Source organism: Cupriavidus sp. CP313, from assembly GCF_054072015.1.
On the sequence record NZ_JBSVZB010000043.1, the window covers coordinates 20,500 to 40,559 of the forward strand.

At 66.6% G+C, this 20,060-nt stretch carries 16 protein-coding genes and 2 pseudogenes; 12 read left to right on the forward strand and 6 right to left on the reverse strand.

Features of this window, described 5'->3' with window-relative positions; all coding sequences use genetic code 11:
• Positions 1-151: 151 nt before the first annotated feature.
• The 9 genes from ACW4E8_RS36285 (at position 152) to ACW4E8_RS36325 (ending at position 11,910) form a co-directional block, all read left to right on the forward strand.
• Complete coding sequence (locus ACW4E8_RS36285) at positions 152-1,024, forward strand: branched-chain amino acid ABC transporter permease (protein WP_456808908.1); 873 nt, start codon at positions 152-154, stop codon at positions 1,022-1,024.
• Positions 1,025-1,031: 7 nt separating this feature from the next.
• On the forward strand, positions 1,032-2,108 hold the full coding sequence (locus ACW4E8_RS36290) for a branched-chain amino acid ABC transporter permease (protein WP_456808909.1): 1,077 nt from the start codon (positions 1,032-1,034) through the stop codon (positions 2,106-2,108).
• A gap of 12 nt (positions 2,109-2,120) precedes the next feature.
• Complete coding sequence (locus ACW4E8_RS36295) at positions 2,121-2,954, forward strand: ABC transporter ATP-binding protein (protein ID WP_456808910.1); 834 nt, start codon at positions 2,121-2,123, stop codon at positions 2,952-2,954.
• A gap of 5 nt (positions 2,955-2,959) precedes the next feature.
• Positions 2,960-3,772 (forward strand): ABC transporter ATP-binding protein, encoded by an 813-nt coding sequence (locus ACW4E8_RS36300; RefSeq protein ID WP_456808937.1) that lies wholly within the window; start codon positions 2,960-2,962, stop codon positions 3,770-3,772.
• A gap of 53 nt (positions 3,773-3,825) precedes the next feature.
• Positions 3,826-5,679, forward strand: coding sequence for an AMP-dependent synthetase/ligase (locus tag ACW4E8_RS36305; protein ID WP_456808911.1), 1,854 nt, complete (start codon positions 3,826-3,828; stop codon positions 5,677-5,679).
• A gap of 56 nt (positions 5,680-5,735) precedes the next feature.
• Positions 5,736-7,967 (forward strand): 3-hydroxyacyl-CoA dehydrogenase NAD-binding domain-containing protein, encoded by a 2,232-nt coding sequence (locus ACW4E8_RS36310; RefSeq protein ID WP_456808912.1) that lies wholly within the window; start codon positions 5,736-5,738, stop codon positions 7,965-7,967.
• Positions 7,968-8,012: 45 nt separating this feature from the next.
• Entirely contained in the window at positions 8,013-9,185 is a 1,173-nt protein-coding gene (locus ACW4E8_RS36315; protein WP_456808913.1) for an ABC transporter substrate-binding protein, read from the forward strand.
• 35 nt (positions 9,186-9,220) lie between these two features.
• Entirely contained in the window at positions 9,221-10,831 is a 1,611-nt protein-coding gene (locus tag ACW4E8_RS36320) for a class I adenylate-forming enzyme family protein (protein ID WP_456808914.1), read from the forward strand.
• Positions 10,832-11,034: 203 nt separating this feature from the next.
• Positions 11,035-11,910, forward strand: coding sequence for a helix-turn-helix domain-containing protein (locus ACW4E8_RS36325; RefSeq protein ID WP_456808915.1), 876 nt, complete (start codon positions 11,035-11,037; stop codon positions 11,908-11,910).
• On the opposite strand, the gene ACW4E8_RS36330 is transcribed toward ACW4E8_RS36325, so the two are convergent.
• Complete coding sequence (locus tag ACW4E8_RS36330; RefSeq protein ID WP_456808916.1) at positions 11,907-12,725, reverse strand: class I adenylate-forming enzyme family protein; 819 nt, start codon at positions 12,723-12,725, stop codon at positions 11,907-11,909. The two genes, ACW4E8_RS36325 and ACW4E8_RS36330, sit on opposite strands and share 4 nt — an antisense overlap.
• On the opposite strand from ACW4E8_RS36330, the gene ACW4E8_RS36335 reads away from it, so the two are divergent.
• Both ACW4E8_RS36335 and ACW4E8_RS36340 read left to right on the forward strand, forming a co-directional pair.
• Positions 12,714-14,033, forward strand: coding sequence for a type II toxin-antitoxin system HipA family toxin (locus ACW4E8_RS36335; protein ID WP_456808917.1), 1,320 nt, complete (start codon positions 12,714-12,716; stop codon positions 14,031-14,033). The two genes, ACW4E8_RS36330 and ACW4E8_RS36335, sit on opposite strands and share 12 nt — an antisense overlap.
• Before the next feature lie 114 nt (positions 14,034-14,147).
• Positions 14,148-15,323, forward strand: a complete 1,176-nt coding sequence (locus ACW4E8_RS36340; protein WP_456808918.1) for an acyl-CoA dehydrogenase family protein — start codon at positions 14,148-14,150, stop codon at positions 15,321-15,323.
• 358 nt (positions 15,324-15,681) lie between these two features.
• On the opposite strand, the pseudogene ACW4E8_RS36345 reads toward ACW4E8_RS36340, so the two are convergent.
• The 3 genes and pseudogenes from ACW4E8_RS36345 to ACW4E8_RS36355 all read right to left on the reverse strand — a co-directional run.
• A pseudogene (locus tag ACW4E8_RS36345) lies at positions 15,682-15,858 on the reverse strand (LysR substrate-binding domain-containing protein); the annotation flags it as partial.
• Positions 15,859-15,871: 13 nt separating this feature from the next.
• Positions 15,872-16,114: a hypothetical protein gene (locus ACW4E8_RS36350; protein ID WP_456808939.1), complete on the reverse strand. Its 243-nt coding sequence runs from the start codon at positions 16,112-16,114 to the stop codon at positions 15,872-15,874.
• Between the two features lie 256 nt (positions 16,115-16,370).
• Positions 16,371-16,547, reverse strand: a pseudogene (locus ACW4E8_RS36355) (TetR/AcrR family transcriptional regulator); the annotation flags it as partial.
• 46 nt (positions 16,548-16,593) lie between these two features.
• Between ACW4E8_RS36355 and ACW4E8_RS36360 the strand changes: the two are divergent.
• Positions 16,594-16,758 (forward strand): hypothetical protein, encoded by a 165-nt coding sequence (locus tag ACW4E8_RS36360; RefSeq protein ID WP_456808919.1) that lies wholly within the window; start codon positions 16,594-16,596, stop codon positions 16,756-16,758.
• 547 nt (positions 16,759-17,305) lie between these two features.
• Here the strand turns inward: ACW4E8_RS36360 and ACW4E8_RS36365 are convergent.
• The gene (locus ACW4E8_RS36365; protein ID WP_456808920.1) at positions 17,306-18,676 is read right to left on the reverse strand and encodes a Fic family protein; all 1,371 of its coding nucleotides are present in this window, start codon (positions 18,674-18,676) and stop codon (positions 17,306-17,308) included.
• A 586-nt stretch (positions 18,677-19,262) separates the two neighbouring features.
• A complete protein-coding gene (locus ACW4E8_RS36370; protein WP_456808921.1) occupies positions 19,263-20,000 on the reverse strand; it encodes a FadR/GntR family transcriptional regulator in 738 nt (245 codons plus the stop codon).
• Between the last annotated feature and the right edge of the window lie 60 nt (positions 20,001-20,060).

Consider the following 20,060-nt stretch of genomic DNA (forward strand, 5'->3'; position numbering starts at 1 on the left):
TAGTTTTGTTACGGTGGCAGCAGTGACAAGACGGCGACGCGCCCGACGGCACCTGCTGCCATCCAGGGCGCTTGGCCCACCCAATACCCAGATCTGCCCCGGCCGCCCGCACGCCGTGCGCGGCCAGGGGCGCCCGACACAGGAGACAAGATTGGAGATCCTGCAATTGACGATCTCGGGGATCGCGCTGGGCTGCATCTACGCGCTGATCGCCCTAGGTTTCGTGCTGATCTACAAGGCCACAGAGACGGTGAACTTTGCCCAAGGCGAGTTCATGATGCTGGGCGCCTTCGCCGGGGTGGTGCTGACCATGCTCGGGTTGCCGCTGGTCCTGGCGGTGCCGTTGACGGTGGCGGGCATGGCCGGCTTCGGCATGCTGGTGGAGCGGCTGGCGATTCGCCCCATTCTGGGCCAGCCGCAGTTCACGGTGGTGATGCTGACCATCGGCATGGGCTACGTGATGCGCGGCCTGATCACCATGGTGCCGGGCATCGGCGCCGGCACGCATACCTTGCCGGTGCCTTACCAGGGCATCGTGTGGCGCACCGGCGGGCTGGTGCTGAGCGTGGAACAGGTGGCGGTGATCGGTGTCACCGCGGCGCTGTGCCTGGTGCTTTACCTGGTGTTCCGCTACAGCCGCATCGGCGTGGCGATGCAGGCCAGCTCGCAGAACCAGCTGGCCGCTTACTACATGGGCATCCCCGTGCGGCGGCTGAACGGCCTGGTGTGGGGCTTGTCGGCGTCGGTGGCCGCGATCGCGGGCTTGCTGCTGGCACCCATCACCTTTGTCCACGCCAGCATGGGCATGCTCGGCCTGAAGGCCTTTCCCGCGGCGGTGGTGGGCGGCTTCGGCAGCCTGCCGGGCGCGATCGTGGGCGGGCTGGTGATCGGGGTGGTGGAGTCGCTGGCGGGCTTCTACCTGCCGGAGGGCTTCAAGGACGTCGCGGCCTATGTCGTGGTGCTGATCATGCTGGTGGTCAAGCCGAACGGCCTGTTCGGCGAGAACCTGCGCAAAAAGGTGTAGAGACGCGATGCGATTCCTCTTCAAGACCGACTATCGCCAGGATCTCCGCCTGGCCAGGCACCCGGGGCATGAGTTCTGGTACGGCCTGCTGCTGGCTTGCCTGCTGGTCGCGCCGGGCTGGGCCAGCAGCTACTGGGTCGCGCAGCTTGGCTTTGTGCTGATCTATGCCATTGCCGGGCTGGGGCTGATGGTGTTGTCCGGCTATACCGGGCTGCTGTCCATCGGGCATGCGGCGTTCCTCGGCGTGGGCGCGTATACGCAGGCCTGGCTGACCAGCCATGGCGTGCCGTTCGTGCCCGCGCTGCTGGCGGCCGGCGCGCTGTCGGCGCTGGCCGGCGTGATGGTGGGGCTGCCGGCGCTGCGCGTCAAGGGCATCTACCTGGCCATCGCCACGCTGGCCTTCGGACTGATCGTCGAGGAAGTGCTGGCGCGCTGGGACAGCGTGACCGGCGGCAACTCCGGGCTGGCAGTGGCCGCGCCGCAGTTCTGGGACCATGTGCTGGACGGGCCGGTGGCGTTCTACTACCTGGCGCTGGGGGTTTGCCTGCTGGCCACGCTGGCCGTGCTCAACCTGCTGCGCAGCGCCACGGGCCGGGCCTTCATCGCCATCCGGGACTCGGAGATCTCGGCGCAGAGCATGGGGATCCACCTGGCACGCTACAAGACCCTGTCGTTCGCGCTGTCCGCCGCGCTGGTCGGCATCGCGGGGGCGCTCTATGCCCATAAGCTGCGCTATATCTCGCCCGAGCAGTTCGGCATCGGCCAGTCGATCGACCTGCTGCTGCTGGTGGTGGTGGGCGGGCTGGGTTCGGTGCATGGCGCGTTCCTTGGCGCGATCTTCCTGATCGTCATGCCGCAGACGATCGTGCTGGCCAAGGATTTCCTGCCGCCGGCCATGGCGCAGGCGAGCGGACTGCAGGCGCTGGTGTACGGGCTGGTGCTGATGGCCTTTGTGCTGTTCGAGCCGATGGGGCTGTACGGGCGCTGGTGCAAGATCCGCACCTACCTGGAGCTGTTTCCCTTCTACCGCCAGGGCATGCTCCGGCGCCAGAAGGCCTTCCAGCGCTCCGAGCGCCTGAAATAGGGGAGCCAGCCGATGACAATGACTGCTGACACGACAGACAGGGCGGACAGGGCGGAGACGCTTCTCAGCGTGCGCGACCTGTCGGTGCGCTTTGGCGGCGTGCTGGCGCTGGTCGGCGTGAGCTTCGACGTGCGGCGCGGCGAGGTGTTTACGCTGATCGGGCCCAACGGCGCCGGCAAGACCACGGTGTTCAATCTGATCAGTCGCATCTATCCGCCCACCAGCGGCGAGATCCTGTGGCAGGGCAGCGCCCTGACGCAGTTGCCGCCGCATGCGATCGCCGCGCAGGGCATTGCGCGTACCTTCCAGAACATCGAGCTGTTCGAGCACGCCACGGTGCTGCAGAACCTGCTGATCGGCCACCACACGCATCGCGCCGCCGGTTTCTGGGCGGACCTGCTGTTCACGCCTGCCGCGCGCCGCTCGGAGCTGGCCGCGCGCCACAAGGCCGAGGAAATGATCGAGCTGCTGGAACTGCAGGCGCACCGCGACGCGCTGGTGGCGGGCCTGCCCTACGGCGTGCGCAAGGTGGTGGAGCTGGCGCGGGCCTTGTGCAGCAGCCCGCGCCTGCTGCTGCTGGATGAGCCATCTTCCGGCCTGAACGTGGAAGAGACCGAGGACATGGCCTGGTGGATCCGCGATATCCAGCGCGAGCTGGGCATCACCGTGCTGATGGTGGAGCACGACATGAGCCTGGTGTCGCGCGTGTCCGACCGGGTGCTGGCGATGAACCAGGGCCAGGTGCTGGCGCAGGGCACGCCGGCCGAGGTGCAGGCGCATCCCGGCGTGATCGAAGCCTACCTGGGCACGGTGGACGACGTGGCCTCGCTGCGGAGGACAGCATGAACCTGATGGAAGGCGCTGACGGGATGCGCGAGACCACCCCGATGCAGGACACGCCCGTGCTGGCGCTGGCCAACGTGGAAAGCGCGTACGGCCCGGTCAAGGCGATCCGGGGCGTGAGCCTTGCCGTGCAGCGTGGCAGCATCGCCACCGTGCTGGGCGCCAACGGGGCCGGCAAGACCAGCATCCTGAAGACCATTTCCGGCGTGCTCGACCCGACCCGCGGCAGCATCGCCTTCAAGGGCGAGAGCATCGCCGCGATGGACCCGGCGCAGATCGTGCGGCGAGGCCTGAGCCATGTGCCCGAAGGGCGGGAGGTCTTTCCGCTGCTGTCGGTGCGCGACAACCTGCTGATGGGCGCCTATACGCGGAGCGACCGCGATGGCGTGGCACGCGACATGGAGACGGTCTACGGCTACTTCCCGGTGCTGCGCGAACGCGCGGCGCAGGACGCGGGCCTGCTCTCGGGCGGCCAGCAGCAGATGCTGGCGATCTCGCGCGCGCTGATGGCGGCGCCCGAACTGATCCTGCTCGACGAGCCGAGCCTGGGCCTGTCGCCCAAGCTAACCAAGGACATCTTCGAGATCGTGGTGCGCATCAACCGCGAGCGCGGCACCACCATCCTGCTGGTGGAGCAGAACGCCAACATGGCGCTCAACGCGGCAGACTACGGCTATGTACTGGAAAACGGCCGCATCGTGGCCGAGGGTACCTGCGCCGTGCTGCGCGAGAAGGATGACATCAAGGAGTTCTATCTCGGCATGAAGGACAGCGGCGTGCGCGGCGAGCGCCGCTGGAAGAAGCGCAAGACCTGGCGCTAGGGCGCCAGGTCACCAAACGATCACCAGCTTGATCACCAGATTGAGAGCAATCCATGGCAATGGCGACAGCGCACACCATGCAGCCCCTTTCCGAAGCGGCATTCGAGACCTTGCCGCAGATGTTCTGGCACGCCGTGGCCCAGCGCGGCGATGCCGTGATGATGCGGCAGAAGGATCTTGGCGTCTGGCGCAGCTACCGCTGGCGCGAGGTGGGCGAGATCGTGGCCGACGTCGCCGCCGGGCTTGCCGAGCTGGGCCTGCAGGCGGGCGAGGTGGTATCGGTGCTGTCCAGCACCAACCGCGAATGGGTATGGAGCGACCTTGGCGCGCTCACGGCCGGCGCGGTGGTCAGCGGCATCTATCCCACCGATTCGCCCGCCCAGGTGGAATACCTGTGCCACGACTCTGGCAGCGTCATGCTCTTCGTCGAAAACGCGGAGCAGCTCGACAAATACCTGGAGGTGCGCGAGCGCCTGCCACAGCTGCGCAAGGTGGTCGTGTATGACCTGGAAGGGCTGGCCGGCTTCGACGATCCCGGCGTGCTCGGCTTTGATGCGCTGCGGGCGCTGGGCAGGCAGGCGCGGGCACGGCAACCGGGGCTGGTAGCGGCGCGCCTGGCCGCCGGCAGCGCCGATGCGCTGGCGGTGCTGGTCTATACGTCCGGCACCACGGGACGGCCCAAGGGCGCAATGCTGTCCCACCGCAATGTGCTGCGCAGCTGCCTGACGCTGCGCGACTTCCTGCCCGCCACCACCATCGGCGAGCGCATGGCCTTCCTGCCGCTGTGCCACGTCTCGGAGCGGATCTTTGGCGAGTATTACTCGATCCTGTCCGGCGCAGTCGTCAACTTCGTCGAGAACCCCGACACCATTTTCGACAACATCCGCGAGATCCAGCCCGACGCCTTCCTGGCCGTGCCGCGTGTTTGGGAAAAGCTGTATTCCAGCGTCACCATCGCGGTGCGGGAAGCTACCCGGCTGCAGCGCTGGGCCTATGCGTGGGCACTGGCCGCCGGGCAGGCCCGCGTGCACGAGGACGGACAGGCGAGGGCGCTGCCGCTTGGCGCGCGGCTCAAGCTCTGGCTGGCCGATACGCTGGTGCTGGGCAACGTGCGCCGCATGATGGGCCTGAACCGCGTCCAGCTGGCGGTGACCGGCGCGGCGCCGATCTCGCCCGACCTGATCCGCTGGTACATGGCCCTGGGCATCGTGCTGCATGAGTTGTGGGGCATGACTGAGATCACCGGCGCGGCCACCTGCAACCCGCCGGGACGGACGCGCCCGGGCAGCATCGGCATCGCGTTGCCGCATACCGAAGTGAAGGTTTCGCACGAAGGCGAGCTGCTGGTGCGGGGCCCGCAAGTCTTCATGGGCTACCTGAACCTGCCGGCCAAGACGGCCGAGACCATGGCCGACGGCTGGCTGCGCACCGGCGACGTAGGCCGGGTGGACGAGCAGGGCTATTTCTACATCACCGACCGCATGAAGGACCTGATCATCACCGCCGGCGGCAAGAACGTCACGCCATCCGAGTGGGAGAACCAGCTCAAGTTCAGCCCCTATGTGACCGACGCCGTGGTCATCGGCGACCGTCGGCCCTACCTGAGCTGCCTGGTGATGATCGACCAGGACAACGTGGAGCAGTGGGCGCAGGAGCACAACGTGCACTTTTCCGACTACGGCTCGCTGTGCCGCAGCAAGGAGGTAATCGCGCTGGTGGGGCAGGAGATCGACAAGGTCAACCAGCAGTTCGCGCGGGTCGAGCAGATCAAGGCATTCCGCCTGATCGAGACCCGCCTGGGCGCGGAAGACGAGGAGCTGACACCGACCATGAAGCTCAAGCGCAAGCTCATCAACGACAAGTACAGCGCGCTGATCGAGTCGATGTACCTGGCCAAGGTGGCCTGAACGCTAGCCGCAAACACGCAAGCGGCCCGAGCAAGCGGCCCGGAACAGGAGGCGCCATGAGCCACGCAGGAAGCATCGCCCCCGTCAGCCTGGTCCGGCATGGCCGCATCGGCCTGCTGTGCATCGACCATCCCCCGGTGAATGCACTGTCGGTGGCCACCGTGGCGGGACTGGACGCGCAGTTGGCCGCCTTCGAGGCGGATCGCTCGCTCGACGGCTTGCTGATCTGGTGCGCGGGCCGGACCTTTGTGGCCGGTGGGGACATCGCCCAGTTCGACGCGCCGGATTTCACGGCGGCGCCTTACAACCGCATCCTGGCCCGGATCGAGGCCAGCGAGCGGCTGGTGGTAGCCGCGCTGCACGGCACCGCGCTTGGCGGCGGGTTGGAGCTGGCGCTGGCCTGCCACTACCGGGTGGCCGTGCCCGGCACGCAGGTCGGGCTGCCCGAGGTCAAGCTGGGGCTGCTGCCCGGCTCGCTGGGGTCCCAGCGGCTGCCGCGGGCCTGCGGGGTGGAGCTGGCGCTGGACCTGATGCTGAGCGGGCGCATGCTCGATGCCGAGGCGGCGCTGGCCGCCGGCATTGTCGACGCGCTGGTGCCGGGCGAGCCGCTGGCCGCGGGCCTCAATTTTCTGGAAGACCTGCTGGAAAGGCTGGCGCCGCCGCGCCGGCTGTCCACGCTGTCCGTGCCTGGCGCCGGGCTTGCACCGGACTTCTTCGCACAAGCCTTGCGCCACGCCACGCAGGAGCGCGCGCGCTATCCGGCCGCCGCCGCCATCGTGCAGGCGGTGCAGGCAGCGGCAACCCAGCCGTTCGCCCAGGGCGAGGCCGTGGAGGCCGCCCTGCTCGCCAGCTGCGTGGCATCGCCCGAATCGCGGGCGCTGCGCCACCTGTTCTTTGCCGAGCGGCAGGCGGCCCGCGTGCCTGGCGTGGCGCCGGGCATCACGCCACGCGCGCTGCATACGGCCGGCGTGGTGGGCGCCGGCACCATGGGCAGGCGCATCGCCATGAGCCTGGCGGACGCCGGCCTGCCGGTGACGCTGGTCGAAGCCAGCGTCACAGCGCTGGCCAAGGGCCTGGCCGCGGTGCGCGCCCATTACGAGGCGGGCGCCGCGGCCGGTCGGCTGCGCCCGGAGCAGGTCGCTCAGCGCATGGGCCTAATCGCCGGCACGCTGGACCATGGCGCGCTGGCCGGCTGCGAGCTGGTGATCGAGGCTGTTGTGGAGGACATGGCGCTCAAGCAGCAGGTGTGCGCCCGTCTCGGGCGCATCTGCAAGCCCGGCGCCATCATTGCTACCAATACCTCCACGCTGGACGTGGAGGTATTGGCCGAGGCCAGCGGCCGGCCGAACGATTTCGCGGGCCTGCATTTCCGCAACCCGGCCAATGGCGGGCGGCTGATCGAGGTGGTGCGCGGCAGCGCCACCGCGGCGGACGTGCTGGTGACGGCCATGCGCCTGGCCCGACGGCTTGGCAAGGTGGCGGTGGTGACGGGCGTGTGCTTCGGCTTTATCGGCAACCGCATGGCCGAGGCTTACCTGCGCGAGAGCGAGTTCCTGTTGATGGAAGGCGTGAGCCCGGCGCGGCTGGATGCCGTGATCGAAGCCTACGGCATGGCGATGGGGCCGTGCCGCATGCTGGACCTGGCCGGGATCGATACCGGCGCCAAGATCGTGCTGGAGTATGGCAAGGCCGGCGGGCTGCCGCCCGACCCCGCCTATCGCGCGGTGGTGCGCACCCTGTTCATGCTGGGCCGGCTCGGCTGCAAGAGCGGCGCGGGCTATTACCGCTACCCCGACGACGAGCCGGTGGCGGACCCGGAGGCCGAACGCATCTGCGCGGCGCTGGGCCGTGCGCACGGCATCGTCCGCCGCGCCGACATCGCAGATGCCGAGATTGTCGAGCGCCTGCTGTTCCCGCTGATCAACGAGGCCGCCAAGCTGCTGGAGGAGGGCGTGGCCTGCCGGCCCGGCGACATCGATATGGTGTGGACCGCCGGCTATGGCTTTCCCGACTATCTCGGCGGCCCGGTGTGGCAGGCGGACAGCATTGGCCTGCCCCGCATCAAAGCAGGGCTGGAGCGCTACGCCCGCCTGCGCGGCAACGCTTACGACTACTGGGACATTTCCCCCTTGCTGGCGGCGCTGGCGCGCAGCGGGCAGCGCTTGTCCGACTGGTCCGCACCGGCGCCGGGCGGCCAAGGCAATACACACATCGCTTTACCGCCGGACGCGCTGTCCGTGCCAAGCCGCATCCAGTCGGGACCCAAGCCGCCACAGAGCGTGCATTGAAGCCAGGGCATTCCAGCCATCCATCGAAGCAGCCAGGAGACCACCATGATCTTGAAGTCCACCATCGCCGCCATTGCCCTCGCGCTCAGCGCCGGGTCGATGGCCCAGACCCGCGGCGTCACCGACAAGGAAATCGTGCTCGGCCTGATTACCGACATGTCCGGGCCGATCGTCAACTATGGCCGGGAGTCGCGCAACGGCATGACCATGGCCGTGGAGGAAATCAACGCGCGCGGCGGCGTGCAGGGCCGCAAGCTGCGCGTGGTGGTGGAAGACAACGGCTACGAGCCCAAGCGCGCCGTGCTGGCCGCGCAGAAGCTGGTCACGCAGGACGGCGTGTTCGCCATCATCGGCCACCTGGGGACGGCGCCCAACATGGCCACGCTGCCGTTCCTGCTGCAAAGCAAGGTATTCAACTTCATGCCGCAGAGCGCGGCGCGCGACATGTACGAGCCGGCCAGCCCGTACAAAGTCGCGCTGGGACCGTCCAACTTCCTGATGTCGACCACCATCATGGATTACTTCCTCAAGCAAAAACCCTACCAGCGCATTGGCATGCTGTACCAGGACGATGACTACGGGCGGGAGTCGCTGGAGGGCGCCCAGGCCTATCTCAAGACCAGGAACATGGCCCTGGTGGAAAAGGTCTCGTACAAGCGCGGCGCCACCGATTTTTCCTCGCAGATGGCGCGGCTCAAGGCGGCCAACTGCGACCTGGTGTTCAATGCCTCTACCATGCGCGAGTACATCGCGTCGGTGCAGGAGGCGCGCAAGATCGGCTTCAACCCGGTCTTTGCCGGGACCTCGGCCAACTATGCGCACCAGGTGCCGCTGCTCGGCGGCAAGGCGCTGGACGGGGTCCACGCCGCGGCCTTCACCATGCTGCCCTACGCTGACGATCCAAACCCCGCCGTGCGGCAGTGGAGCGCCGCGTACAAGAAGCGCTTCAATGAAGATCCGGGCGTGTATTCGATGTTCAGCTACTACGCCTACATCACCTTTGCCACCCTCGCCGACAAGGCCGGCCGCAACCTGAGCGCGGAGACGTTCAACGCTGCCATGGAATCGACCAAGCTGCCGCCTGACGCGCTGGGCAACCCGGGCTTCAATGTCTCCGCCGGCAACCGCCTGAGCAACGACCGCATCCGCATCATGAAGGTGGCGGGCGACAAGTGGATTCCGGCCAGCGACTTGGTGCCGCCGCCCAAGATGAACTGAGCGGGCGCAGTGGCCATGAACCACCGGAGACAACGATGAGCACAGCAACCGAACAGGCGCGCGAGCGCATAGGGCGCATTGCCCTGGGCGACGTCATCCACCGTTCCGCCCGGCGCTTTGGCGCGCGGACGGCCCTGATCGAGGACGACCACAGCCTGAGCTATGCGGCGCTGGACGCCGCCACCAACCAGTTCGCCCACTACCTGCTGGCCCAAGGCATGCGCGGCGCCGAGCGCGTCGGCATGCTGTGCAACAACTCGATCGACATGATCGTGGCGCTGCTGGGCATCCAGAAGGCGGGCATGGTGTGGGTGCCGATCAACACGGCGCTGGCGCCGGATGCGATCCGGTACATCCTGGAACATGCGGAGGTGACCCGCCTGGTGGCGGATGCGTCCATGCTGGCACGGCCGGGCATCGGCGAGCTGGTCCGCGCGGCGCGCATTCCCGTCGTGCTGCTGGAGCCTGCCGGCGAAACCGCGGGCGAGCTGGCCGGGCTGGCCGTGACCAGGCATGCCGACGCGCTGGCCGGCCAGCCGGCCACGCTGCCGGACGTGGACATCGCCAGCGGCCAGCTGGCGCAGATCATGTACACCAGCGGCACCACCGGCCCGCAAAAGGGCGTCATGCATTCGCACGCCTCGGTGCATTCCGTGCTGGCGGCTAACCTGGTCGATACCGGCTGCGGCACGTCGCGCGAAGTCTTTACCTGCCTGCTGCCGATGTTCCACTGCGCCCAGCACGGCAACACCATGAGCGCGCTGCTGGGCGGCCATGCCGTGGTGGTCGGGCGCGGCTTCGATCCGGCCCGGGTGCTGGCGGACCTGGCCCGGCACCGCGTCACCGTGGTGGTGGCGCTGCCGATGATGTACCGGGCCATGCTGGAGCACCTGCAGTTTGCCGCGGCCGATCTCTCCAGCGTGCGGCTGTGCATCTATGGCATGGCGCCGCTGCCCAAGAACCTGCTGCTGCGCCTGCTCGACGCGTTCTGCCCCAACTTCATCCTGTGCTCGGGCCAGACCGAGATGTATCCGGCGGCCACCATCTTCGAGGCGGATGAGCAGCGCAAGCGCTTTGGCGCCTTCTGGGGCGTGGGCACCGTGGCCAACGAGGTGGCCGTGATGGGCGACGACGGCCGCCTGCTCGGCCCGGGCGAACCTGGCGAGATCGTGTTCCGCGGGCCCAACGTCATGCTGGGCTACTACAAGGACCCGGAGGCGACCGCCCGCGTGCAGCGCTTCGGCTGGCATCACTCCGGCGATCTCGGCGTGCTGGACGAGGATGGCCAGTTGCTGTTCCTTGACCGCATCAAGGACATGATCAAGAGCGGCGGCGAGAACGTGCCCTCGATCAAGGTCGAGGAAGTGCTGCTGCGCCATGCGGCGGTGGCCAACGCGGCGGTGGTCGGGCTGCCGCATGCGCGGTGGGGCGAGGCGGTGACGGCCTTCGTGACCCTGAAGCCCGGTGCACGGGTGGAGGAGGACGAACTGGGCGCGCACTGCAAGGCCCATCTCGGCGGCTTCGAGGTGCCCAAGGCGGTAGTGCTGCTGGCGGCATTGCCGGCCACCTCGACCGGGAAGATCCAGAAGTTCGAGCTGCGCCAGCGGTATCGGGAGCACTACGGCGAGCACTACGGCGCGGATTGAGCGAGGCCCAAGTACCGAAGCCCGGCCCGGCCCCGTGGCCGGCATAGCCACCTGACGCAAGACGCAGCCAGGCGCCCCGGACTACGCTGCCTTTTGCGTCGCTTTTTTGCATCTTTCCAGGGCGGGCGCATGGAGACCACATAACTAGCAGGCCTGACGACGTACCCACGGGTGCGCGGACAAGGCCCGCAGGAGACAAGGACATGCAGATGCAAGCACACGGCATTGCGTGCCCGCCAGCGACGGCCATGGCATCTGGCGCCAGGGCTGGGGCCGGCCGGGTGATGTGGCTCACGCCGGACCGGCTGTTCTACGCCGGCCTGCTGGGCTCGCCGTCGGTCCGTACCATGGGCGGGTTGTTGATTTATGTGTCTTTGCGCGCACCTATCCGCATCCGCTTCGACGACGGTCGTTGGGAGTCCACGGAACTGGCGGTGGTGCCGGCGTACATGCCGCACTCGGTGGCCTGCGACGACCGCATGATCTGCGACCTGGCGCTGGAGGGCGAAAGCATCGACCTTGCGCGCCTGCCCTCGGTATTACGCGGCCGGGCAGGACCGGTGGACGATCCTGCCTTTGTGCGCCATGTGCGCCAGGCCCATGCCTACCTGGGCGCGCACGGCCGCGAGCTGGAACTGCAGGCGGACAGCTTCGACCAGATCTTCTTTGGCGAGCGGCTGGCGCCGCGCCGCCTGGACCCGCGCATCGAGGCCGTGGTGCAGCGCATCCGCAATGCCCCATCTGCCACCGCCACGGCCGAGTCTTGCGCGGCGTCGGCCCATCTGTCCTTCTCGCGCTTCCTGCACCTGTTCAAGGAAGACGTCGGCACCCCGTTCCGCAGCTTTCGCACCTGGAAGCGGGCACGGAGCCTGCTCCACTATGTCACCCAGGACTCCAACCTGGCCCATGTGGCGCTGGACACCGGCTACCCTGATTCCACCCACTTCAGCCATTCCATCCGCCAGGTCTTCGGGCTCAAGCCCAGCGACATCTTCGCCGGCTCGCGCAAGCTCGCGCTGATTGGCGAGCGTGCGGAGGTCGGGAGCGGCATGCCCGGCCAGGCGGGCAACGTCGGCTAGCCGGGCCGGGCAGGGGTGTCCGCGGCATTCTCCGCGCGCAATGCCGCCTTGTGGATCTTGCCGGCCGGCGTCAGCGGCAGCGCGTCGCGCAGCACTACCTGGCGCGGCACCTTGTAGTCGGCCAGGCGGGTGGCGCAGTACGCGCGGATCTCCTGCTCGGTGGCCTGGCACCCGGGCTTGGGGACGATGTAGTAGCGGCCGATCTCGCCCAGCACAGGGTCGGGCGCGCCAATGCCGGCCACCATCATCACCGCCGGATGACGCGCGATCACCCCTTCGATCTCGGCCGGATAGACGTTGAAGCCGCCCTGGATGTACATATCCTTCTTGCGCCCCTTCAGGTGGATATAGCCGCGCGCGTCCACATAGCCGAGGTCGCCCGAGTGCAGCCAGCCCTGGGCATCGAAGCCATCCGCCCCCGCCGCGCCGCCCACGTAGCCCGGGCAAACCCCCGCGCCGCGAAAGCAGAGCTCGCCGATCTCGCCGGTGGCAGCCTCCTCGCCGGCAAACGAGACCACCCGCACCGCGGCGCTGTCGAAGATGCGGCCGATCGACTGCATCAGGTCCTGCCGCTCGGCGTCCCAGGGCGTCATCACGATCGCTCCGGAGGATTCGGACAGGCCGTACAGGTTCATCACCGTGGCTTGCGGCATGCGCGCCTGCAGTTGCTCCAGCAGGGCGGCATCCACGGTGGCGCTGCCCACGATCACGAGCCGGACGGAGGAGAAATCCACCTTGGCCGAATCCGGATGCATCAGCAGCAGCATTGCCATGGTCGGCACGCCCGAGAAGATGGTGGGCGGGTGCTGGCGCATCTTGGCGAGCACAATGGCGAGCGGGTAGGGACGTGGCGCATTCCCACCCGCAGCGACATGGAGTTGCAGTACGACCCGGACTGGATCGACTCGCCCGCCGGACGCCCGCTCTCCCTGTCGCTGCCGTTCGGCGTCGATGCAGCCCCGCTCAAGGGCGACCGGGTGCGCAACTATTTCGACAACCTGCTGCCCGACAGCGACGCTATCCGCAAGCGCCTCGCCACGCGCTTCAAGGCGGCCACCACGGAAGCCTTCGATCTGCTGGAAGCGATCGGCCGCGATTGCGTCGGCGCCGTCCAGCTGCTCGCCGAGAACGAGCAGCCGGCGGGCCATGACCGCATCGATGGCACGCCGCAGTCCGATACCGAGATCGAATGGTGGCTGCGGCAGACGATCAGCCCGGCCGGCATGGGCGTGCAGGAAGCCGATGACGACTTCCGCATCTCCCTGGCCGGCGCGCAGGAGAAGACGGCGCTGCTGTGGCATGGGAACCAGTGGATGAAGCCGCACGGCGCCACGCCGACCACGCACATCCTCAAGCTGCCGCTTGGGCTGGCGGGCAACAAGCGCGCCGACCTCAGCACCTCGATCGAGAACGAGTGGCTCTGTCTGGCCATCCTCGCCGCCTACGGCCTGCCCGTGGCGCACGGCGAGATCAAGACCTTTGCCAGTCAGAAGGTGCTGAGCGTGCAGCGCTTCGACAGGCAACTGCACTCCTCGGGCAGCTGGATACTGCGCCTGCCGCAGGAGGACTTTTGCCAGGCGCTCGGCGTCGCCCCCCACCTGAAGTACGAAGCGGACGGTGGCCCGGGCATGCGCGACATCGCCCAGATCCTGCGGCAATCGACCCATGCCGACGAGGATCTCGAGATCTTCCTTACCACGCAGATCCTGTTCTGGATGCTGGCGGCGCCCGACGGGCATGCCAAGAATTTCAGCATCCGCCTGCTGCCGGGCGGGCGGTACCGGATGACGCCGCTCTATGACGTGATGTCAATCTGGCCGGTGGTCGGCAACGGGGCGAACCAGTGGTCGTGGCACAAGGCTAAGCTGGCCATGGCGGTGGCCGGCAAGAACCGGCACTACTTGTTCAAGGATGTGCAGCGCCGGCATTTCAACGCGATGGCGCCCAAGTGTTTCCACGGCCCCAATGCGGAGGGCATCATCCAGCGGCTCATCGCGCTGACGCCGGCGGTCATCGCCACCGTCAGCGCGGCCTTGCCGCAAGGATTCCCGCAAAAGGCGGACAGCATCCTGCAAGGGCTGGAAGCATCCGCCCGGCAGCTGGATCGCATGCCGCCCGGCTGAGCGTGGGTTCGGGTTTGCCGGGGCCAACCACTTAGCGCAAGACGAAGTGCGCGAAGCGGCCTATGGTCGAGGTTGCCGCATGCGACCCGACCCGAACGCTCCACAGGACCCACGATGAGCCTCCTGACCCAGCCACCCCTGGCCCACTATTTCACCGCCGAGCACGAGCAGTTCCGCAGCACGCTGCGCGACTTCGTCGCCCGCGAGATCACTCCCTACGTGAACGACTGGGACGAAGCAGGGACCTTTCCCCGCTCGCTCTACCGCCGCGCCGCGGAAGTCGGCCTGCTCGGGCTCGGCTACCCGGAACACTTCGGCGGCACGCCCGGCGACATCTTCTATCACCTGATCCAGGCGGAAGAGTTCGCCCGCTGCGGCTCCGGCGGCGTCAACGCTTCGCTCCATTCGCACTCCATCGGCGTGCCGCCCATCGTCGCGGCCGGCAGCCAGGCGCTGCAGGAGCGGGTGCTGCCGGCAGTCATCGCCGGCGACAAGATCGCCGCCCTGGCCATTACCGAGCCGGGCGGCGGCTCCGACGTAGCCAGCCTCAAGACCACCGCCGTGCGCGATGGCGACCACTACATCGTCAGCGGCGAGAAGACCTTCATTACCTCCGGCATGCGCGCCGACTTCATCACCACGGCCGTGCGCACCGATCCCGCCAACAAAGGCGCCGGAGGCATCTCCCTGCTGCTGATCGAAGGCAACCCGCCCGGCCTGACCCGCACCGAACTCAAGAAAATGGGCTGGCTCGCCTCCGACACCGCCCACCTGCATTTCGACAACTGCCGCGTCCCGGCCGCCAACCTGATCGGCGAAGAGAATCGCGGCTTCCAGATCATCATGCGCAACTTCAACTCGGAGCGGCTGGGAATGAGCGCCTGCGCCTATGGCTATGCCGAAGCCTGCCTGCAGGAGGCGCTGGACTGGGCGCGCCAGCGCAACACCTTCGGCCAGCCGCTGGTGGAGCGCCAGGTGATCCGCCACAAGCTGGTCGACATGGCCCTGCGCATCGAAGCCGCCCGCAATCTCGTCTACGATCTGGCCTACCGCGTGCAGCACCAGGCCGGCGACCCGGCGCACCTGGTGGCGCGCACCTGCATGGCCAAGATCCAGGCCACCCAGGCTATGCAGTTCTGCGCCGACCAGGCCGTGCAGATCCTCGGCGGCATGGGTTTCATGCGGGGCACCCTGAGCGAGCGCGTATACCGCGAGGTCAAGGTCATGATGATCGGCGGCGGATCGGAGGAAATCATGAAAGACCTGGCCGCGCGGCAGTTGGGGTTTTGAGGGGGGGCGGGCGGCTTGATCCCGATGGGCCGCTGCAGCACTTCTTCGACTACCTGCCGGAAGAGGGCCAGCGTGCCTTGACGAGTGCTGCCGGCCTCGATATCGAGAACGCATGGGACATGCTGGCGTACTACCGTGTGGGTTGCCCGAACGCGGCCCGTGCCAGGCACCACGGCATGGCTGGCGTCGCAGCGGGCCTTTCGTCCCGGGATGGGCCTTCGCCTCGACGCCCGGCGCTGTCAACTTGCCGATAGCGGGACAAGGCAGTGGCACGGGGGCAACTGCTCAGAAAGCAGTTGACGGATTTTGGGCCACGGCAGTGAATTCGTGCCAGGCAACGAATTCCGCAGCGAGGTGTTTGCGATACCCGAGGCGTGAAACCGGCGCGTTCGCACTGCGTCATCAGGAAACGATGGTGGGCGGCGGACCGGGTCGGGTCGAACCAGACGAATGGCTGGTCTGCCAGATCCGCCAGATGTTTGGGCCGTATGAACCGGGTCCTCGGCGATGCGGGCATGGCCAGCACAAACCTGTCGCGGCGCTTGCGGCTAGGCCGGCTCCGCACCGCACTGGCGGTGCAGCTCGCGCAGATAACCGTGCACGGCTAGCCGGACTTGGGTGCGTACGCGCGCAAGGTCCACCTCGGCGCCGTCGCTGATACAGGCGCGGGAGATCAGGCCGTAGGTGATGGCCTGGGTGGTGGTCGCCGCATCCTGCATGTCGACCCCGGCCGGCCAGCCGGCCGCGGCGGCGAAGGCGTGCCGCCATTGGGCGATGAAGCGGTCGTACATGGTCTGGTAGGCGTGCTGCCCCGAGAATTGGCGCTACCAGCAGGTAGAGCGGTCCCCAGCGCTCGGGCGTCGTCCGGTGGCTGTCGATATTGACGTCGATCAGCGCGTCGGTGATCTCCAGCAAGGGTTTGCCCCGGACCTCCTCCAGCCGGGAACCCATTGCCACCACGATGCTCTTGGAGCGCAGGTGCAGGCAGACCCGCACCAGCTCTTCCTTGTTCGAGAAGTACTCATAGAAGGTGCCCAGGCCGACGCCGGCCAGGTCCACGATGGCCCGGATCTTGACGCCGGCATAGCCACTCTCCAGCAAAAGCCGAACAAAGGCCTCCTGGATGGCCAGGGAAGTCTGCCAGGAGCGGGCCTGAACCGGCTTGCGGCGCGGCTTTGGCGGGGGCGGGGGGGCGGTGTTCATGCGCAGGCGGAAGTCGAACATGCGATGCCTGCATTATCCCTAGTTCTGTCGTAGCAGCAGGTATTGCATGGCGTCGCGCAGCGCGCGGATGTCCCAGGGCGTATGCGTAAGCTTCGCGCAATCGGCCAACGACGGCGTGGTGTTCGAGCTGGAACACGTGCAGGCCGGCTCGGTGGCGTGCCAGATGACGCCGCTGGTACGTATCCCGGCCAGCGGCAGCGAGATGACCTGAGCGTGCTGCTGACGCTCCGTGCTGCCAGGGCCAAACGTCGCGCAGAATGAATGGGAGCGTTGCATCATTCATTTCGAGACGCTTGCCCAGCCGCCGCGATATCTGGTGATGACCGGTAGTCTGCCGCCTGGTGTTCCTGTCGATTTTTATGCGAGACGCGTGCGCGGCACGCAGATTGTCGTGTCGTGGACACTCAGTCCCCGCGCTCGTTTCCGCATTGAACGAGGGTGTCAGTCTGGTCAAACCAAGCCTGGCCGAACTGTCTGGGCGCTGAACCGACGTCTGCGCGCTGACAACCTATTGGGGCGGGCGACAGCTTTGCCTACGCCAGTGTCCAGCAACGTCGCAGAAGCCGCCGCCAGCCCATAGTGGCACTTACGCTCGGCGAGCACGGCGCATTGCCGACTTCCCCAACTTCGTTCCACTCCCAGTGATCGCCGGACGCACCTTCACGCCGGACTCGTAAGGCTAAGGGGCCTTGCCCTTGGAGACACACTCCACCTCGGGAGTGCAGAGTGTAGAGCTTGGTCACGCGGCGGCAATACAATCAGTTGGGAGGCCCAGCCACCTGGAATGCCTTCCAAGCTGCGAGTTCCGAGGGGCGCAAGCCGTAGCGGGCCAGTACGCCCTCGTGCAGCCGCCGGAGTTCTTCTACGATCAGCGCTTGCACGTTGTCACGATCAGCCTCTGGCACTTTTGCCATGACGACCTGCCGAATCACGGATAGCGCATCCTGATCGGGTTGCAGCACGACGTCCCGGATCGTTTGTTTGATCACATCACGCCAGGCAAGGCGTAGTGGATCGGGTTCCGCCAGATCCTGCTTGATGGCCAGGTACTCTTGCGTTGAGCGCTCGTAGGCCCAAACGTAGAGATCGCGCAGCAATTCGACGCGGGTCATCTCATACATGCCAAGGATGGCGCGACTATAAGCTTGCTCCGGCACATCCAGGAACGTAAGCGGACAAAGGTTTGCACGGAACAGCGGCAGATTGGCCACCAGGCGCGAGGTGCGTTTGTTGACGTCCGCGAATGGCTGCAGGTATGGCAGGTGCACCAGCACGAAGAATGATTGCTCGAAGGGATCGGCAATCTGATTCACTTTCTCGAGCAGGACATCTAGTGCCTCATCAATTTGCTGTGGTGCTGACAGGGGGCGGTAAACACTTTTGCCAATGTCCACAGCGTGCTGGCGAATCCGGCCTTCATCGGCAGGGTTGGGCAACAGGTTCTCCGACAAGGCGCTATGCAGGTTCATCAAGGTATAGCGGTCGAAACCGACCGTACCGATGTTCTCCACCAGCAGTTCGATGGCAGTCTTGTGGTTGAGGATCATCTGTGTTTCGATGGCCGCCTTGCCTTGCGCCGCCTTCCCATGCTCGATCAGCTCACGGGTGTCCAGGCGGGAATAGGTGTTGCCCTCCAAATGACTCGATGCCCATGACAGGTCGATCAGCAGCCGGTTCAGAATGGCCCTGCTATAGGTTCCAGCGGGGGCATCAGCCTGTGCGGTCTTGCCCATCTTGTGTAGCTGACGCCGAAGCGATTCCGACAGATACCGTGTGACATTAGGTTGATAGGCGTCAAGGAAGTCGCGTTGGTAGCCCACGGGCTTGCGCGCCGCCGCGGGCTGATCGATATACGCCACGATGTCGCGGCTGTCTGCGGAAAGCGGGATGTAACCCGGGAAGCGATCCCGCTCCGGAGCGGTCGCGGCAACCCCTGTCGTTTTCGCCACGAAATAACGACGGGCGCGCCCTTCGCCGATCGCCGTGATCTGTCCGCCATCGATCCATTGGCTGATCCAGCGTTGTGCAGTCCGGCGCGCAACGTCGGGATGCTGTGCCAGCAACTCGGCAAGCATTAATCCCGCGGAGGCTTTCCGAATGCTTTCTAGCAGGGCGTGGGCAGTGGACATGTGGGCCGTGGCGCAGTTCGCTTAAAGGGTGGCGCGATTGTGGCGTAGTTCTTCAAACTGCGCCACAAATTGGCGCGGATGTGGCGCAGTATGAGAATTCGCGCGCCTTAAGTGATGCACGAGATACTCGACGCGGCCAGTGCGGAGTTTATTCGGGCCTGCCTGGAGATGAAGGTGACGTCGCACGTCGCACGCCAAAATAAAAACGCAATTAATCGCCAGGCTCGACCTACAACCGTGCAATGCTGGCTTGGCGTCGGGTCGTTCCCTCGGCATAGAGGACAGCCATCACAGTGTCGGCGTGTTGTTTCATTATCATGAAACAATCTTGCCAGCAGTTTCCCTGCTGGCTTCCCTTCTTCACGGAACCGTAGAAGAGAGCGTGCAAAAGTTGGGGAGGCTCCCAGGGAGGGCCGCTCGAGCTTCTGGGCGCGGCGCCGGCTCGACCCTGATGGCGTCGATGGTGGCGATCACCCGTCCGTCGCCGTTGGCACGATGGAGGGGATCGGCCCCGCCAGGTATCGAGCCTCGATATCGCTTCATCCGGATGTCCGCAACTGCGCGAGCCGCCCAAAGCGGGCGATCTTCAACCCTTCAGATACATATTCAGCCGTTCCGCGGCGTTGCGCAGGTGGGTTTCCGCGGCTGCCGCAGCGCGCGCCGGATCGCCGGCGGCGATGGCGTCATAGATGGCCTTGTGCTCTTGCTGCACGGCCTCGATCAGGTCGGCATGCTGCGCCTTGGTGTTGCTGCGTGCCTGCCGGATGACGCGCCTTGCCCCATGCTCCAGGTGCTCCGACAGCGCCCGGAAATGCGGGTTGTGCGTGGCGTCCACGATCGCCTGGTGGAAAGCAAAGTCCTCCTCATCGCCCAGCCGGTCGTTGGCGATCTCGTATTCCATTCCGATCAGTGCGCGCTTGATGCGCTTGAGGTCTTCCGGCGAGCGGCGCATGGCGGCGAACCGGGTTGCTGCCACTTCGATCGTCACCAGCAGTTCCATCACCATGGCCAGCGAGTCCTTCTCGTCAATGGTGACGTCCTGCATCCGAAATGCCTGCTTTTGGCTGCGCTCGGTGACAAACACGCCGCTGCCGGCCCGTGACGAGACCAGTCCTTCGCTCTTGAGTTGCGAGAGGGCTTCGCGGACCACCGCGCGGCTGCACGAGAACTGTTCGCAAAGATCGCGCTCGCTGGGCAGCCGGTCGCCGATTGCGAACTCGCCGGCCTGGATGGCTTGCGTGAGCCGCGACGCAATCTCGTCGGGCAGGTGCTTGGGCTCGGGGTAGAACGATGTCCCTTCCGCGCGTTTGGGTGTCTTTAGCACTTGGGCAGATCCTCTCGACGTCATGATTCTTCTCCCTCGGCCGGGCGCTCGGTTCCTTGC

Coding starts and splice junctions, on each gene's coding strand:
- ACW4E8_RS36315 (WP_456808913.1), top strand. CDS start 8,013: ATGATCTTGAAGTCCACCATCGCCGCCATTGCCCTCGCGCTCAGCGCC.
- ACW4E8_RS36295 (WP_456808910.1), top strand. CDS start 2,121: ATGACAATGACTGCTGACACGACAGACAGGGCGGACAGGGCGGAGACG.
- ACW4E8_RS36325 (WP_456808915.1), top strand. CDS start 11,035: ATGCAGATGCAAGCACACGGCATTGCGTGCCCGCCAGCGACGGCCATG.
- ACW4E8_RS36365 (WP_456808920.1), bottom strand. CDS start 18,676: ATGTCCACTGCCCACGCCCTGCTAGAAAGCATTCGGAAAGCCTCCGCG.
- ACW4E8_RS36330 (WP_456808916.1), bottom strand. CDS start 12,725: ATGCGCCAGCACCCGCCCACCATCTTCTCGGGCGTGCCGACCATGGCA.
- ACW4E8_RS36320 (WP_456808914.1), top strand. CDS start 9,221: ATGAGCACAGCAACCGAACAGGCGCGCGAGCGCATAGGGCGCATTGCC.
- ACW4E8_RS36360 (WP_456808919.1), top strand. CDS start 16,594: ATGGCGTCGCGCAGCGCGCGGATGTCCCAGGGCGTATGCGTAAGCTTC.
- ACW4E8_RS36310 (WP_456808912.1), top strand. CDS start 5,736: ATGAGCCACGCAGGAAGCATCGCCCCCGTCAGCCTGGTCCGGCATGGC.
- ACW4E8_RS36300 (WP_456808937.1), top strand. CDS start 2,960: ATGGAAGGCGCTGACGGGATGCGCGAGACCACCCCGATGCAGGACACG.
- ACW4E8_RS36290 (WP_456808909.1), top strand. CDS start 1,032: ATGCGATTCCTCTTCAAGACCGACTATCGCCAGGATCTCCGCCTGGCC.
- ACW4E8_RS36350 (WP_456808939.1), bottom strand. CDS start 16,114: ATGTACGACCGCTTCATCGCCCAATGGCGGCACGCCTTCGCCGCCGCG.
- ACW4E8_RS36340 (WP_456808918.1), top strand. CDS start 14,148: ATGAGCCTCCTGACCCAGCCACCCCTGGCCCACTATTTCACCGCCGAG.
- ACW4E8_RS36305 (WP_456808911.1), top strand. CDS start 3,826: ATGGCAATGGCGACAGCGCACACCATGCAGCCCCTTTCCGAAGCGGCA.